Raw genomic sequence first — 14,823 nt, forward strand, 5'->3', positions numbered from 1 at the left:
CTGTTCGATTATGGCACTGGGTTAATGCAGGTGCAATTACTGTTTTGGCAATAACGGGTTATTTTATCGGCTCGCCCTTGCCCAGTATGTCTGGCGAGGCAAGTGATTTTTATGTAATGGGGTATATTCGTTTTTTCCATTTTGTTGCGGCTTATATATTTGCAATTGGCTTGCTGGGTCGAATTTATTGGGCATTTGTGGGTAATGGGCATGCCAAACAATTGTTCTTGCCACCTTTGTTTAACAAAATTTGGTGGCAGGAAGTATATCATGAATTGCGTTGGTATGCTTTTTTAGAGAAGGAGCCAAAAAAATATGTTGGACACAATCCGATGGCATCCTTGTTTATGTTTTTTATGTTTATTACAGGGTCTATCTTTATGATATTTACTGGTTTTGCATTGTATGCTGAAGGTCAAGGAATGGATTCTTGGTGGTATGATATATTTGCAGGATGGTTGATCCCACTCTTTGGGCAAAGTCAAGATGTGCATACATGGCATCATTTAGGTATGTGGTTTATTCTCACCTTTGTTATGGTTCATGTTTATGCAGCAATTAGAGAAGATGTTATGTCTAGACAATCCTTGGTAAGTACAATGATTAATGGCTGGAGAACATGGAAGGACGACCGCAGATAATCATTTTTTGAAATTTAGTTTAATTAAAAGGGTGTCTGCTGAATAGCCCTTTAATTGTTTTTTTTGAGGGTTGGCTAATGAGAGTTTTAATATTGGGTGTTGGTAATATTTTATGGGCAGATGAAGGTTTCGGTGTGCGCACTGTTGAGGCGATCAACCAGCAATATGAGTTTGATGAAGATGTTGTACTAATGGATGGCGGCACACAGGGGCTTTACTTGATTCAACATGTGCAAGCTTGTGATTTGTTGATTGTATTTGATGCGATTGATTACGGCTTAGAACCAGGTACCATGAAGCTTATTCATGATGCTGATGTGCCTAAATTTATGGGTGCAAAAAAAATGAGCCTGCACCAAACTGGCTTTCAAGAGGTTCTATCTACTGCTGAATTAACGGGAGAAACACCAGAACATATCTTCTTAATTGGCGTTCAGCCTGTGGAGTTAGAAGATTTTGGTGGCAGTTTGCGTGATAAAGTCAAAGCACAAATTCAACCTGCTATTGAAGAGTGCCTAAAATATCTTGATGGTTACGGCATTGAGTATCAAAAACGCACAACACCGTTAGAACAATATGATGGCGTCAATAGTCCAACCATTGGGTTGGTTGATTACGAAGTTAATCGCCCCTCTGAGGAATTGGCTTGCAGAAAAGGCGATGGTCGGGTTTTATTTGACAATTCTTTTGAGCAAAGACAGAGTGAATTAGTAGACACTGATTGTAATACCAATATTTTTGTGGATGGTAGAAAGCATTTTGAAGGCCAACAATAATGTGCATAGGTATACCGATGCAAGTGGTAGATTGCATTAGTGACACTTTTGCTACTTGCCAAGATCAGGGGGTTAATAAAACCATTAATATGCAATTAGTCGGTCCACAGATAACAGGCACTTGGGTATTGGTCTTTATTGACAGTGCTAGAGAAATTGTTTCAGCCGGCAAGGCAAAAGAAATCAGTGATGCATTAACAGCAGTTTCACTGGCAACGATGGGCGGGCAAGAAGGCAGAATACAACAATTATTTGGCGATTTAATTGACAGAGAGCCTATTAATCCATTTTTAAATAAGGAGTAATCTATATGTTTCCAGATTTAATACAACAACTTATTGACAAAAATCAATATCCACAGTTATCGGCAGATGATGTGGATGGTTTTATTAATAAGCATCATTATAGTGTTTTATTTTTTTGCAATGACGCTAAACTTTTTCCTGAAAGTCTTGATGTTGCCGTCATTCTGCCAGAAATTATCTTAGCTTTTGGCAATAAAATTGTTCCCGCTATTATCAGTCGTGACGATGAGATGAAAATTCAGCGTAATTATGGTTTTACCACTTGGCCTTCTTTGGTGTTTTTCAAAGATGGTGGCTATTTAGGCACTATTTCTAAAGTTCAAGATTGGGATGATTACATACATGAAATTCAAAAACTTATGTTATCTGATTCTATATTACCACCTGTTAAAATAAATTTGTCACAAAACTAAAAAAGGAATATTAAAAATGTCATCAATACCTATCCCACCCATTCCAGCAAATTTTTTAGGGGCTGGATCGCAAACTGTATCTGAAGAAGATAAATTAGAATATATGGAAATGCCGACAGAAATGTCTACCTTCGATGTGAATAGTAAAATTTATGAATGGGATGAAAGTCATGATTTATCTCAGTGTAAAACATTTTTAGAGGGCGTTCATGCTCAGATGCTTGGTTTCAAGGTTGAAAACCCTAATTTGTCTTTTGTTGTTCAAGGAATGAATGATGATAATTTAGCGTATTTCAATACTTTGTTGGGTGAGGGAGAAGTCAGTGCTATTATCAACCAAAAAGAGCAAACGATTAATATACAGGAGTCAATTTTTACGGGTTTTTGGCGAATTACTATTGTTGATAACGAAAATAATTTAATCAGTGATTGTATTGAGGTAGGTGATATCCCAGAAGCTATCGTTGCACTCAACCAAAAAAAATCTAATAAGATCTTATTCGATAGCGCTTTGTTGCCAGAGAGTGTTATTAATGCGCCCGCTATTCTGACTGAATTAAAGGATAAAAGGCAAGAATACGAAGCGTCAAAAAAAACTCTAGATGCTATTAATTTAACGCTATTACCGCATACAGAAGATGATTTAACTGCTATCAATAAGATTTTAGGTTTTGGTGATACAGTAATATTGTCAAGAGGGTATGGTAATTGTCGCATTACCTCAACAGGTATTAGTGCGATTTGGTGGGTGAAATATTTTAACTCTACCGACAACGAAATACTCAGTACTATTGAGATTACAGATATTCCTATTGTTGCCTGTGCCGCACAAGAAGATATACAAGATAGTACTGAGCGACTAAAGGAGTTTACTGACGAGTTATGAAGACTTTTGAGGGTAGTTATCTAGGGGATGATGAGAAAATATCTGATGATACTTGTATGGAGTGTAAGATTTGCCATTATGTTTACAAACCCGAAGAGGGTGATGACTATTGGCAAATAGAGAAAAATACGCCATTTACTAAGTTACCAGATCATTGGCATTGCCCAAATTGTGATGGATTTATGGATCAGTTTATGACGATTGACAGGAGTGATATTTCATAGTTACCAACATGGAAAATAATAATGTTAAACGCTTAAAAAGTCATTATCAGTATGTGCATACGCACAGAATGAATGACATCCCTATTCTTAACAATAGACTTGAAGTTGAAACTGTAGGTTTTGTTAATTGGGGTGAGGGTAATGGTGAATTTGCATCAGAAGTAGGGATTTTAATCACGCCTTGGTTTATGAATATTGTTTTATTACCAAAGACAACCATGCAACAGAAAATAAGGGTTGGTAAAACTGTTGATATATTATTTCCAGATGGAGAGTATTCTTTCTTAACCCAGTTAGATGATGATTTTGGTGTTTATTTAACCTGCTCTTTGTTTTCACCAATGTTTGACTTTAATGCACAGGCGCAAGCAATTGAGACAGCTGAAGCGATAATGGCGCAATTATTACAAAGTAATCACTTTAAAAAAGCACAAAAAGATGAAAAACAAAAACAACAAAAAATTAAGAATGATGAACTTTTAAACAAAGTTGCCTCAAGAAGAGATTTTCTTCGTGGAAAATCTAGTACAGGATATCTATAATGTCAATTGAAGGGGAAATCACAATTAAAGTTATTACCAATTCTGGTGTTGCTAAAGAGACGCTTATTACTTCATCACGCCCTTTACATATTCCCCAATTATTTATCGATCAGCCTGTGCAAAAAGTGGCAGAAACACTAGATAGCTTGTATCAATTATGTAATACTGCCCATCGATTTGCCTTTTTACGCTTATTAGATAAGTGTAAGGTGATTTCTCTGAGTGAAAATGAAGTGCTGGCTTATCAATTATTATTAGATTTAGAAACCATCAGAGAGCATTGTTTTAGTATTTCTTCAAAATGGCGTATCAACGATAATCAAAAAATAAATAAAAATATGATTGATTTGCTCGCCACACTTAAAGAAATCAATAGCACTTTATTTTCAGTTGGCAACCCTTTGTCTTTGCTGGATAAAACACTACAATCTTTTGCTTGTATTAAAAATTTAGTGGAAAAACTAAAGACGCAGCTAACACTGACTCTAATTGGCGAGCAATTCAATGCTGAAACAGTATTTAGTAACATCCACAATTTCGACTATTGGATAAAAACCCAAAGTAGCGATTGTGCAATATTTTTACACAATATACAGCAATCTAAATTCGGCGATTTAGGTAAGGTTAAAACTCAGTTTTTGCCAAATATAACGACAGCAGAAATAACGGTGTTACTTAATGATGATGCTTTTATTGCTCAGCCCTCTCATAATGGTATTTGTTATGAAACCACACCGTATACTAGGCAAATAAATCACCCCTTAATTCAACAATTATCTGCCAAATACGATGCTGGATTGTTGAGCAGAGTCGCTACTCAATTGCTGGAAATATTCGAGTTGATGAGTCGGGTAAAGGGCAATTACACGCAGATTTATTCTGAAGACATTCATTATAATAAGGTGGCTTCTATTGACGCTACTAGCGCCATTGTTGAAGTTGAGGCAGCGCGTGGAAAACTGATACATTCTTTAACTGTTCAAGGTGATCAGGTTAAAGCATATCGAATACTTTCGCCGACACAATGGAATTTTCATCCGCAAGGTATATTAAAACAAATGATTCAAGCGCTCAACTTTAACAATAAACAAGACTTGGTCAATAAAATAACCCTGTTGGTCAATGCAATTGACCCCTGTGTGGGCTATAAGATAAAGGTAATTGATGCATGAAATGAGTATTTGTATGAGTATTGTTGAATCTCTAGAAGTCAGTGCAAAAGCGAATAATTATAAGGCAATTGACAAAGTTTGGTTAGAAATAGGACCTTTTTCAGGTGTTGAAGTGAGCGCCTTAGAATTTAGTTTTGAGGTGGCAGTTCGTGGTAGTATTGCTAATGGCGCTGAGTTAGAAATTATACAAACACAGGCGAATGCTTGGTGCTTTAGTTGTAATAAAACGGTGATGATTAAGCAAAGATATGATGCTTGTCCGTTGTGTAGCTCCAGTCAATTAACCGTGACTGGTGGTGAGGAGTTAAAAATTAAACAAATATCAATTAAGGAGTAAGGTATGTGTACAGTATGTGGATGTGGCGAAACGGAACACACTCATGATCATAGTCATGAACATGATCACGATCATGATCATTCTCACCAACACCATTATGGCAAGGGCGATGCAGGATTGCATATTGCGGGAATGAGTCAGAAAAAAATCGTCCAAGTGGAGATGGATATCTTGTCTAAAAACAACCATTACGCCAATGAAAATCGTGCTTTTTTCTTAAAAAAAGGTATTTTAGCGCTTAATTTAGTCTCAAGCCCTGGATCGGGGAAAACCTCAATTTTAGAAACCAGTTTGTTGAATTTGAAAGATGAGATAAGTCTTAAAGTAATTGAGGGAGACCAGCAAACTACTCAGGATGCCGATAGAATTCAAAAAACAGGGGTTAAAGCAATACAAGTCAATACTGGTAAAGGTTGTCATTTAGACGCGCATATGATTGGACATACTTTTAAGTCCTTAAAAGCCGAAGAAGACAGTGTCTTATTTATTGAAAATGTGGGTAATCTTGTTTGCCCTGCAGCGTTTGATTTGGGTGAATATTGCAAGGTGGCTATTTTGTCTGTTACCGAAGGTGAAGATAAACCGCTTAAATATCCCGATATGTTTGCAGCAGCGGATTTAATGTTACTTAATAAAATTGATTTATTGCCACATCTTAATTTCGACATAGAACAATGTATGGATTATGCTCGTCAAGTTAACCCTAAAATTCACATTCTACAAATATCTGCCACCACAGGTGAGGGTATGGACAAATGGTATATGTGGTTAAAGGCTCAAATTTCCAGTATTATTGCACTTAAAGGCTAAATCAATGTATCGAAAACCAGTCAAAGCAAAGATATTGATTGTTGATAGTCATAAATCTGAACATAAACTTTATGCAGCAGCACTTGATCCAAACTTTAAGTGTTACTTTGTTGATAATATTCAAGACGCCTGGGAGATATTATATAAATATCCCATTCAGGTTATTATTGCCGATGAAATGATAGAAAAAACCATTGGTGTAGATTTTTTAACACAAATTCAAAAGCAATATCCAGAAGTTGTGCGTCTAATGATTGCAGATTTTAAAAACATGCAATTGTGTTTATTAGGTAATGTAGCAGGAATTTATCAATTTCTTTATAAGCCTTGGCGACCCGATAATTTAAGGCTTATTGTTAACAATGCAGTCAAAATTTTTAATTTACAAGATAAAAATAAAATATCGCCTCTAGATTTTAAAGGCGATTTGTCAAAAAGACTCATTGCCACTGTCAAACCCACTAAAAAACAGAAAAATAGTTATACAGGGGGTACCTTTGATCAATTAGTTCGTTCTGAAAAAAGCCCGTTAAATGTTTTATGTGCTGATGTACAGAAATTTTCAAGTTATGATATTCCTATTTTAATTTATGGAGAATCTGGCACGGGAAAGGAGTTATTTGCTCGTGCAATTCATTACTATAGTGCTAGAGAAAGTAAGCCTTTGATTGTTGAGAATTGCGCAGCTTTGCCAGATGATTTATTAGAAAGCGAATTATTTGGACATGTTAAGGGTGCATTTACTGGTGCGTATAATGATAAAATCGGGCTATTAGAACAAGCGAATGGTGGCACGGTTTTTTTAGATGAAATAGGGGATATATCTCCCGCCTTTCAGGTTAAATTGCTGCGTGTTTTGCAAGAAGGAACACTTCGAAAATTGGGTGGAAACCGTTATATTTCTATTGATATCAGAATAATTTCTGCGACCAATAAAGATTTAAAAACAGAAATAAAAGAGGGAAAATTTAGAGAGGATTTATTTTACAGATTAGCAGGTGTGGAGTTTAAAATTCCGCCTCTGAGAGAAAGAAAAGTTGATATACCTTTAATCTGTATGAATATTATTAAGCAGGGTAATTTATTGTTTGATAAAAATATTGTTGCTATTGATGACGAAGCAATACAGGTATTGAAAGGACATAAATGGACAGGCAATGTGAGAGAATTGCAAAACGAAATCCAGCGAGCAATGATTAAAAGTGAGACAGACAGCCTATCCATTGAAGATTTTTCAAGCAACTTGAAGGAGGGATAAAATGTGTTTAGGCATTCCAGCGCAAATTAAAGAAATTATTGATATTGATAATCAAATCGCTATGGTTGATTTGTCTGGTGTCTCTAGAGCCGTTAATATTGCTTGTGTTTTAAATGACACTCATCAAGCACAAGACTTAATCAATCAATGGGTTTTGGTGCATGTCGGCTTTGCCCTGAGTATAGTTGATGAAGAAGAAGCGCAGAAAACTTTGAAAATATTAGATGAAATTGGCGAATTATCCGCAGCCGTTGATGATATAAATCAAGGGGAAAAATAATGAAATATGTTGATGAGTTCAGAGACCCTGGGCAGGCTAAGAAAATTCTTAAAGCCATAGCAAAACTGTGTTCAGAGATCAAACTCGCAGAAGACCGGCCGATTCAAATTATGGAAGTCTGCGGTGGGCACACCCATTCTATTTTTCGTTACGGGCTTAATCAATTACTGCCTGAAAAATTAGATTTTGTTCATGGACCTGGCTGCCCTGTTTGTGTTTTACCCCGTTCTGTGATTGATAATTGTATTCGTATTGCTGAGAATGAAAATGTGATTTTTACTACTTTTGGTGATGCGATGCGAGTACCGGGCAGTTCCAAAAGTTTGTTGGATGTCAAGGCTGAAGGCTGCGACATTAGAATGGTTTATTCGCCTTTAGATGCACTAACACTTGCCAAGAAAAATCCAGAAAAGCGTGTGGTGTTCTTTGGTTTGGGTTTTGAAACTACGATGCCTTCAACTGCATTGTCAGTGATGCAGGCTGAAAAAGAAGGTGTTGATAATTTTTATTTATTTTGCAACCATATTACTATTATTCCCACCATTAAAGCGGTATTAGATTCCCCGGGTATGCGTATTGATGGTTTTTTAGGTCCAGGACATGTGAGTTTAATTATCGGCACCAAGCCTTATGATTTTATCGCTCATGAATATCATAAGCCGCTGGTTGCCGCTGGATTTGAACCCTTAGATATTTTACAATCAGTATGGATGATACTTAAACAGTTGAAAAATGGCGAAGCAAAAATTGAAAATCAGTACGCCAGATTGGTCAAAGATACGGGTAATGCCAGTGCCTTAAATCCAATTGCAACAGTATTTGAATTACGAGATTTTTTTGAATGGCGCGGGCTAGGTTCAATCAACCATTCTGGGGTTAAAGTCAACGAAAAATATCGTGCGTTTGATGCGGAAATAGAATTTAACTTAAAAGCGGTGACGGTAATAGATCCTGATGTGTGTCAATGTGGCGAAGTCTTAAAAGGTATCTTGAAGCCGTGGCAATGTAAGGTCTTCGGTAAGGGGTGTACGCCAGAAACCCCACTTGGGGCATTGATGGTGTCTACCGAGGGTGCGTGCTCGGCTCATTATTCGTACGGGAAAAATATAGATTTAATCAATATAAAGACCCAAGAACAATGAATAAAAAATATCAAAACAAAAAAATTACTATGGCGCATGGCAGTGGTGGCAAAGCGAGCAGCGATCTAATCAAAGATATTTTTGTTGATACTTTTAATAATGATTATTTAGCGACCATGGAAGACCAGGCGCGATTTGAAATGCCCAAAGGTCGGTTGGCTTTAACGACAGACAGTTTCGTGGTCAGTCCTTTGTTTTTCAAAGGGGGTGATATTGGTAAATTAGCTGTTACTGGTACAGTGAATGATTTGGCCGTGAGTGGAGCCAAGCCCCTATATTTAACTTGTGGTTTGATTTTAGAGGAAGGACTGCCAATTGCAACTTTGGATAAAATTATTAAATCTATGCAAAAAACTGCCGAAGAAGCAGGGGTTAAAATTGTTTGTGGTGACACCAAAGTGGTGGAAAAAGGTAGTGCTGACCAGATATTTATTAATACCGCCGGTGTTGGCGTTATTGATGAAGGCATTGAAGTGCATTCCTATCAAGCACAAACTGGCGATAAAATTATCGTTAATGGCTTTATCGGCGACCACGGGGCAGCGATTATGCAGTCTCGAGCAGAATTGGCAATTTCTGCTGATATTGCAAGTGATTGTCAAGTGCTTAACCACTTAGTGGAAAAAATTCTCAGCGTTTCTAATAACATTCACGCTATGCGTGACGCCACTAGAGGTGGTGTTGCTACCGTATTAAATGAAATCGCCAACGATTCCAAAGTGTCTATTATCATTAAAGAAGACAGTTTGCCAGTTAGGACCCCAACGCGCGGTGTTTGTGAAATTCTAGGTTTGGATCCTCTATATTTAGCCAATGAAGGTACACTGGTTTGCGTAGTTGCTGCTATTGATGCGGATAAAGTTTTGGCAACAATGCAACAAACTAAAGAAGGAAAAGATGCATGTATTATCGGCACAGTAACCAATCATCCTGAAGGTATTGTTGCGCTCAGCACCTTGTTTGGCGGCACCAAAATTATTGACAAACTTATCGGCGACCAATTACCCAGAATTTGTTAAATCTAACAATTAAGCCAAGGAAAATTATGAGTGATACAAAAAAAAGTAGTGCCAATCAAGCGGAAACAGATCAAAATTTTATCAAAATGGCAGATGTTTTTATAGCGGAAGCAAATCAGTTGTGTGAAGTTGAGAATCCCGACCATCAACTTGTGAATGCGGCGTTATTGTATGCATCCGCACGCTTTAGTGCATTTATTACAGCTTCTTTGTCTAAATCAAAAGAAAACTATCAACAAAGTAGCGAAGCGGCGATTGAATTCTACACCAAAGAATTTAACAAAATGTTGAAAGAACATATAAAGCAATATGAGGTGGTATTTGATAAAAAATCCAATACCAAGAAAAAATAAAGTCAGCGTATGTAATGTTATTGGCAAAAAAAATAGTGGTTTCTGGTGCGGTGCAAGGTGTAGGGTTTCGACCCTTTGTTTATAATATTGCCCAACAGCTAGGCGTTGTTGGGGAGGTTTATAACGATAGTGCCGGTGTGGTTATTTTTGTGCAATGTACGCATACTCAATTTAAGCAGTTTTTATTCAGACTCAAAAGCAACACTCCAGCACTTGCTACAATCACAAAGATTAAAACCAAAGATTGTCAGATTGAAAAATATTTAGACTTTAGTATCGCTCAGAGCCGAAGCGGTGAAGTCGCCACACGAGTGTTGCCTGATGCCAGTATTTGTGATGATTGTATTGATGATATTACTGATAAAAACAATCGCCGTTACGGCTATCCATTTACTAATTGCACTCATTGTGGACCCCGATTTTCTATTATCAAGAAAATCCCTTATGATAGAAAATTTACCAGTATGGCGTGTTTTACTATGTGTGAAAAATGTCAGCAAGAATATCAAAATCCAAATGATAGGCGTTTTCATGCCCAACCGAATGCCTGTTCCAATTGTGGCCCACAATTACAATTAACCAACTCAAAAGGTCAAGATATTGCCACTGATAAGATTATTGCCAAGACTGCGACACTGTTAAAACAAGGAAAAATAATAGCAATTAAAGGTATTGGTGGATTCCATTTGGCTTGTTTGGCAGATATTAACTCGGCAGTTGCAATGCTACGAAAAAGAAAACACCGAAAACACAAACCCTTTGCTTTAATGGCTAAAGATCTAAAAATGGTGCAGAAGTATTGTCAGGTTTCCAAAGCGGAAGAGGTTTTATTAAGCAGTAGCGCGGCACCCATTGTTTTGCTGACAATTAAAAACAATACACTGTCCTCACAAGTAGCCCCTAAGCAAAAAAAATTAGGCTTTATGTTGCCTTACTCTCCGCTACATTATTTATTATTGCAGCAGTTTGATACACCCTTGGTGTTAACTTCTGGCAATCAAAGTCATTATCCTCAAATCATAGACAACCAACAAGCATTACAAGAATTGGGGGGTATAGCGGATTATTTCTTACTACATAATCGCGATATTGTGAATCGTCTTGATGATTCAGTGGTACAAGTTTGCGCAGAAAATACGAGACTAATTCGTAGGGCAAGAGGTTATGCGCCGACTGCATTACCTTTCCCCAATGGGTTTGAGGAGTATCAGGGGTTGCTGGCAGTTGGTGCAGAGTTAAAGAATACTTTTTGCTTGTTTACACGCACTAATGCGATTGTCTCACAACATATTGGCGATTTAAAAACCCTAGAAAGTTATCAAGACTTTATGCGTAATATTGCGTTATATCAACGCTTATATATGACTAATATTCAACGCTTAGCATGTGATTTACACCCCGATTATTTGTCTTCAAAGTATGCAGATAATTATGCCCAAACAAATAATATAAAGCTAAGTACAGTGCAACATCATCACGCCCATATTGCAGCTTGTTTGTTTGAGCACGGCAAAGCAATAGACAGTGAAAAGGTGTTGGGCGTGGTATGGGACGGCATTGGTTTGGGAGCAGATAATAGCCTGTGGGGTGGTGAATTCTTACTGGTAGATTATTTAAGTTTCAATCGTTTAGCACATTTTGAATACACACCATTATTGGGTGGAGATAAAGCACAAAGCGAGCCTTGGCGTATGGCATATATGTATTTAAAACAACATAAAATAGCTGCTGATACTTGTTTTTCGGGAAAGCCTACTGCAGAATTTGACGCCTTGCTAAAGAGTAATTTACCACTGAATTACACCTCGTCAGTGGGTCGTTTGTTTGATGCTGTGGCATACTTATTAGGCATTTGCACAGAAAAAATTAGCTATGAAGCACAAGCAGCCATTGAATTAGAAAACATGGCGAATGAGTGTCTCACTACCAAGAGACAAACTGCTTACGAATTTGAACTTAAAAAAGCAAAAAATCACACTCATATTGATATTAAAAAACTGTGGGTTGCGATTTTAAAAGACCTTAAAAATAAAGTTAAAAATCAGGATATCGCCTATCGTTTTCACTTGTCACTCGCTGAGTTATTGGTAAAAACTGTGTTACAACTTCAGCAAAGTTATACATTCGATACTGTAGTATTGTCAGGTGGGGTGTTTCATAATCAGTTGATATTAAAATTAGTAAGTGAATTATTTGAAAGCATAGGTAATATTACACTATTGACACACTCAAAACTGCCTTGTGGTGATGGTAGTATTAGTTTAGGTCAATCAGCAATTTGCATCGCTAGGGAGAGAAAATATGAACAATAATAAAGCATTATCAGACTTATACCCTTTTTTAAATGAAAACAAGAAGGGTGTCAATACAGAATTGTTGCTGGCTTCAATTCAAGAAAAAGTAGCAGATAGCATCAACGCCAAGCAGGTTTTCTTTCAAAAAAATGAACATAAGATTTTACGCTCCGCACAAATTATTGCCCAATGTTATCAACAAAATGGGCATTTATTCGCCATGGGAAATGGGGGTTCATCTTGTGATGCAGCACATATTACCACTGAATTTATGCACCCAGTAACCACGGGTAGAAAAGCCCTAGGCTTTACCAACCTCACCGCTGATATTGCCACGATGACCGCTGTTGCAAATGATGTGGGCAATGCACATATTTTCTTACGACAATTACTTTGTTTGGCAAGAAAAAACGATGTTTTGATTGGATTCTCCACTAGCGGAAATTCAAAGAGTTTAATCAAGGCCTTTGCGCAAGCTAAAGAAATGGGGTTATCCACCATTGGATTCTCCGGGCAAACAGGCGGTGAAATGGCAAAATCCAACAATGTGGATATATGTCTAACAGTAGAAACAGACAGTATCCACAGAGTGCAGGAATCTCATTTAACCACCTATCATATTCTTTGGGATTTAGTGCATAGTTTACTTTGAAGGGGGGTGCAATTGCTGGGTTGATAATTATGTGATCAACTCACCAGACGCTTGCAAATCTGCATGATACGATGAGCGCACCATGGGGCCACTAGCAACCTGAGAAAAGCCCATTTGGGTTGCAATCACCCTGTATTTTTCAAACTGCTCAGGTGTAATATATTCTTCAACTGCTAAATGATATTTACTGGGTTGTAAATATTGCCCAAGTGTGAGCATCTCCACATCATGTGATCGTAAATCAGACAGCACATCTAATATTTGTTGTTTAGTTTCACCAACACCTAGCATTATGCCTGATTTAGTCGTTACATTAGGATGCTGCTGTTTGAAGGATTTTAATAACTTTAACGAATAGGCATAATCAGCACCTGGGCGCACTTTTGGGTATAGGCTTGGCACAGTTTCAAGATTGTGATTAAACACATCTGGCGGGCAAGTTGCAAACACCTCAAGCGCTTTTTCCATTCTGCCTCTAAAATCTGGCGTGAGTACTTCAATTTTTACCTGTGGCGTGGTTTGTCTAATTTGATTAATACATTGTTTGAAGTGCTCAGCCCCACCATCACGCAAATCATCTCTATCAACTGAGGTAATGACCACATACTTAAGTTGCATTTTTTCAATGGTTTGCGCTAAATGCTGTGGCTCATTAACATCTAATGGCTTAGGTTTACCGTGCGCTACATCGCAAAATGGACAACGACGGGTACAGATTTGCCCCATAATCATAAAGGTCGCCGTACCATGATTAAAGCATTCACCAAGGTTGGGGCATTGTGCTTCTTCACACACAGTAAACAATTTTTGTTCGCGTAATGTGTTTTTGAGTTTGTCAACTTTTGAACCAGACAAATGTTTGATGCGAATCCACTGAGGTTTTCTGAGTGGCAAGTGCTTTGCATCAGGCTTGATTTTTAAGCGTGATACTTTTGATTTGCCTTTTAAGGCTCTAATTTCAACTTCTTGCGACATGGTTAATTAAGATTTCAGTAAGTTTGTTGGCAACGGTTTCAAGTTGACTATTATCCGTTAAATTTGACAGTTGTGTTACTGCTAATCCTTGGTATCCACAAGGGTTTATTTGAGAAAAGGGGGAAAGATCCATGTCTACATTTAAACTCAATCCGTGATAAGTAGCACCGTTTTTTACTTTAAGCCCTAATGCAGCGATTTTTGCACCTTGAACATATACACCAGGCGCACCGTCTTTTAGTTGTGACTCAATATCATACAATTTTAGTAAGTCCATAATCGCTGTTTCTATTAGTGACACCATTTTTTTAACCCCAATACTTAGTCGTTTTAAGTCAATCAAGCAATACACCAGCAATTGCCCAGGACCATGATAGGTGATTTGTCCACCACGGTCACTTTGTACCACGGGGATATTGCTATTTTGCAATAAATTCTCAGCCTTACCAGAAATACCCTGTGTGAAGACAGCAGGGTGTTCAACAATCCACAATTCATCTTCACTATCAACTTGACGCTTGGCAGTAAAGGCTTTCATTGCTTCCCAAGTTGTACGGTAGTCTTGTAGCCCTAAATTGACAATTTTCATATAAAGGCCTTTAAAGTATATAGGCGACCAAAGGATGATCTTGGAGTTCTTTATTGATTGAATCAAGTTGCGATACACTGGTTGCAACGATTCTAACGGTGTATGAAATATAGTTGCCTTTGGTGCTTTTTTTGCTACTAATTCGATGCGGGTGA

Annotated in this window: 20 protein-coding genes; 17 read left to right on the forward strand and 3 right to left on the reverse strand. The window is 37.4% G+C overall.

All coding sequences use genetic code 11. From position 1 onward, the window contains the following. The 17 genes from cybH to BBROOKSOX_RS05435 form a co-directional block, all read left to right on the forward strand. Positions 1–641, forward strand: a 641-nt coding sequence (gene cybH, locus BBROOKSOX_RS05355; RefSeq protein WP_139660214.1) for a Ni/Fe-hydrogenase, b-type cytochrome subunit, incomplete at its 5' end; no start/stop codon positions are given. A gap of 77 nt (positions 642–718) precedes the next feature. Beyond that, positions 719–1,417, forward strand: a complete 699-nt coding sequence (locus BBROOKSOX_RS05360; RefSeq protein WP_010646697.1) for a HyaD/HybD family hydrogenase maturation endopeptidase — start codon at positions 719–721, stop codon at positions 1,415–1,417. Next, the gene (locus BBROOKSOX_RS05365; protein WP_139660215.1) at positions 1,417–1,722 is read left to right on the forward strand and encodes a HypC/HybG/HupF family hydrogenase formation chaperone; all 306 of its coding nucleotides are present in this window, start codon (positions 1,417–1,419) and stop codon (positions 1,720–1,722) included. Before BBROOKSOX_RS05360 ends, BBROOKSOX_RS05365 begins: the two co-directional genes overlap by 1 nt. A gap of 5 nt (positions 1,723–1,727) precedes the next feature. Then, the gene (locus tag BBROOKSOX_RS05370; protein ID WP_010646693.1) at positions 1,728–2,135 is read left to right on the forward strand and encodes a hydrogenase-1 expression HyaE; all 408 of its coding nucleotides are present in this window, start codon (positions 1,728–1,730) and stop codon (positions 2,133–2,135) included. A gap of 16 nt (positions 2,136–2,151) precedes the next feature. After that, a complete protein-coding gene (locus BBROOKSOX_RS05375; RefSeq protein ID WP_139660216.1) occupies positions 2,152–3,021 on the forward strand; it encodes a hydrogenase expression/formation protein in 870 nt (289 codons plus the stop codon). After that, positions 3,018–3,245 (forward strand): rubredoxin, encoded by a 228-nt coding sequence (locus BBROOKSOX_RS05380; protein WP_139660217.1) that lies wholly within the window; start codon positions 3,018–3,020, stop codon positions 3,243–3,245. Before BBROOKSOX_RS05375 ends, BBROOKSOX_RS05380 begins: the two co-directional genes overlap by 4 nt. An 8-nt stretch (positions 3,246–3,253) precedes the next feature. Continuing rightward, positions 3,254–3,787, forward strand: coding sequence for a [NiFe]-hydrogenase assembly chaperone HybE (gene hybE / locus BBROOKSOX_RS05385; RefSeq protein ID WP_139660218.1), 534 nt, complete (start codon positions 3,254–3,256; stop codon positions 3,785–3,787). Beyond that, the gene (locus BBROOKSOX_RS05390; protein WP_139660219.1) at positions 3,787–4,959 is read left to right on the forward strand and encodes a nickel-dependent hydrogenase large subunit; all 1,173 of its coding nucleotides are present in this window, start codon (positions 3,787–3,789) and stop codon (positions 4,957–4,959) included. The genes hybE and BBROOKSOX_RS05390 overlap by 1 nt, the downstream gene beginning before the upstream one ends. A 13-nt stretch (positions 4,960–4,972) precedes the next feature. Next, entirely contained in the window at positions 4,973–5,296 is a 324-nt protein-coding gene (hypA, locus tag BBROOKSOX_RS05395; protein WP_257607773.1) for a hydrogenase maturation nickel metallochaperone HypA, read from the forward strand. A 3-nt stretch (positions 5,297–5,299) separates the two neighbouring features. Next, positions 5,300–6,106, forward strand: coding sequence for a hydrogenase nickel incorporation protein HypB (gene hypB / locus BBROOKSOX_RS05400; RefSeq protein ID WP_139660221.1), 807 nt, complete (start codon positions 5,300–5,302; stop codon positions 6,104–6,106). Between the two features lie 4 nt (positions 6,107–6,110). Then, positions 6,111–7,364, forward strand: a complete 1,254-nt coding sequence (locus BBROOKSOX_RS05405; RefSeq protein WP_139660222.1) for a sigma-54-dependent transcriptional regulator — start codon at positions 6,111–6,113, stop codon at positions 7,362–7,364. Between the two features lies 1 nt (position 7,365). Next, positions 7,366–7,644: a HypC/HybG/HupF family hydrogenase formation chaperone gene (locus BBROOKSOX_RS05410; protein ID WP_139660223.1), complete on the forward strand. Its 279-nt coding sequence runs from the start codon at positions 7,366–7,368 to the stop codon at positions 7,642–7,644. Next, positions 7,644–8,786 carry a hydrogenase formation protein HypD gene (hypD, locus tag BBROOKSOX_RS05415; RefSeq protein WP_139660224.1) on the forward strand — a complete coding sequence of 381 codons (1,143 nt, stop codon included), beginning with the start codon at positions 7,644–7,646 and terminating at the stop codon, positions 8,784–8,786. The genes BBROOKSOX_RS05410 and hypD overlap by 1 nt, the downstream gene beginning before the upstream one ends. After that, positions 8,783–9,805: a hydrogenase expression/formation protein HypE gene (hypE, locus tag BBROOKSOX_RS05420; protein ID WP_139660225.1), complete on the forward strand. Its 1,023-nt coding sequence runs from the start codon at positions 8,783–8,785 to the stop codon at positions 9,803–9,805. The genes hypD and hypE overlap by 4 nt, the downstream gene beginning before the upstream one ends. Positions 9,806–9,831: 26 nt before the next feature. Next, a complete protein-coding gene (locus BBROOKSOX_RS05425; RefSeq protein ID WP_139660226.1) occupies positions 9,832–10,158 on the forward strand; it encodes a DUF3144 domain-containing protein in 327 nt (108 codons plus the stop codon). Between the two features lie 14 nt (positions 10,159–10,172). Beyond that, positions 10,173–12,470 (forward strand): carbamoyltransferase HypF, encoded by a 2,298-nt coding sequence (gene hypF / locus BBROOKSOX_RS05430; protein WP_139660227.1) that lies wholly within the window; start codon positions 10,173–10,175, stop codon positions 12,468–12,470. Next, positions 12,460–13,104, forward strand: coding sequence for a D-sedoheptulose-7-phosphate isomerase (locus tag BBROOKSOX_RS05435; RefSeq protein ID WP_139660228.1), 645 nt, complete (start codon positions 12,460–12,462; stop codon positions 13,102–13,104). The genes hypF and BBROOKSOX_RS05435 overlap by 11 nt, the downstream gene beginning before the upstream one ends. A gap of 27 nt (positions 13,105–13,131) precedes the next feature. On the opposite strand, the gene lipA is transcribed toward BBROOKSOX_RS05435, so the two are convergent. The 3 genes from lipA to BBROOKSOX_RS05450 are packed head-to-tail and all read right to left on the reverse strand — an operon-like array spanning position 13,132 to position 14,810. Then, a complete protein-coding gene (gene lipA, locus BBROOKSOX_RS05440; protein WP_139660229.1) occupies positions 13,132–14,079 on the reverse strand; it encodes a lipoyl synthase in 948 nt (315 codons plus the stop codon). Then, a complete protein-coding gene (gene lipB / locus BBROOKSOX_RS05445; RefSeq protein ID WP_010646667.1) occupies positions 14,063–14,668 on the reverse strand; it encodes a lipoyl(octanoyl) transferase LipB in 606 nt (201 codons plus the stop codon). The genes lipA and lipB overlap by 17 nt, the downstream gene beginning before the upstream one ends. Positions 14,669–14,678: 10 nt before the next feature. Beyond that, positions 14,679–14,810 carry a DUF493 domain-containing protein gene (locus tag BBROOKSOX_RS05450; protein WP_257607774.1) on the reverse strand — a complete coding sequence of 44 codons (132 nt, stop codon included), beginning with the start codon at positions 14,808–14,810 and terminating at the stop codon, positions 14,679–14,681. Positions 14,811–14,823: the final 13 nt, after the last annotated feature.

The sequence above is a fragment of the bacterium endosymbiont of Bathymodiolus sp. 5 South genome, from assembly GCF_900128535.1.
In the GTDB taxonomy this organism is placed as follows: domain Bacteria; phylum Pseudomonadota; class Gammaproteobacteria; order PS1; family Pseudothioglobaceae; genus Thiodubiliella.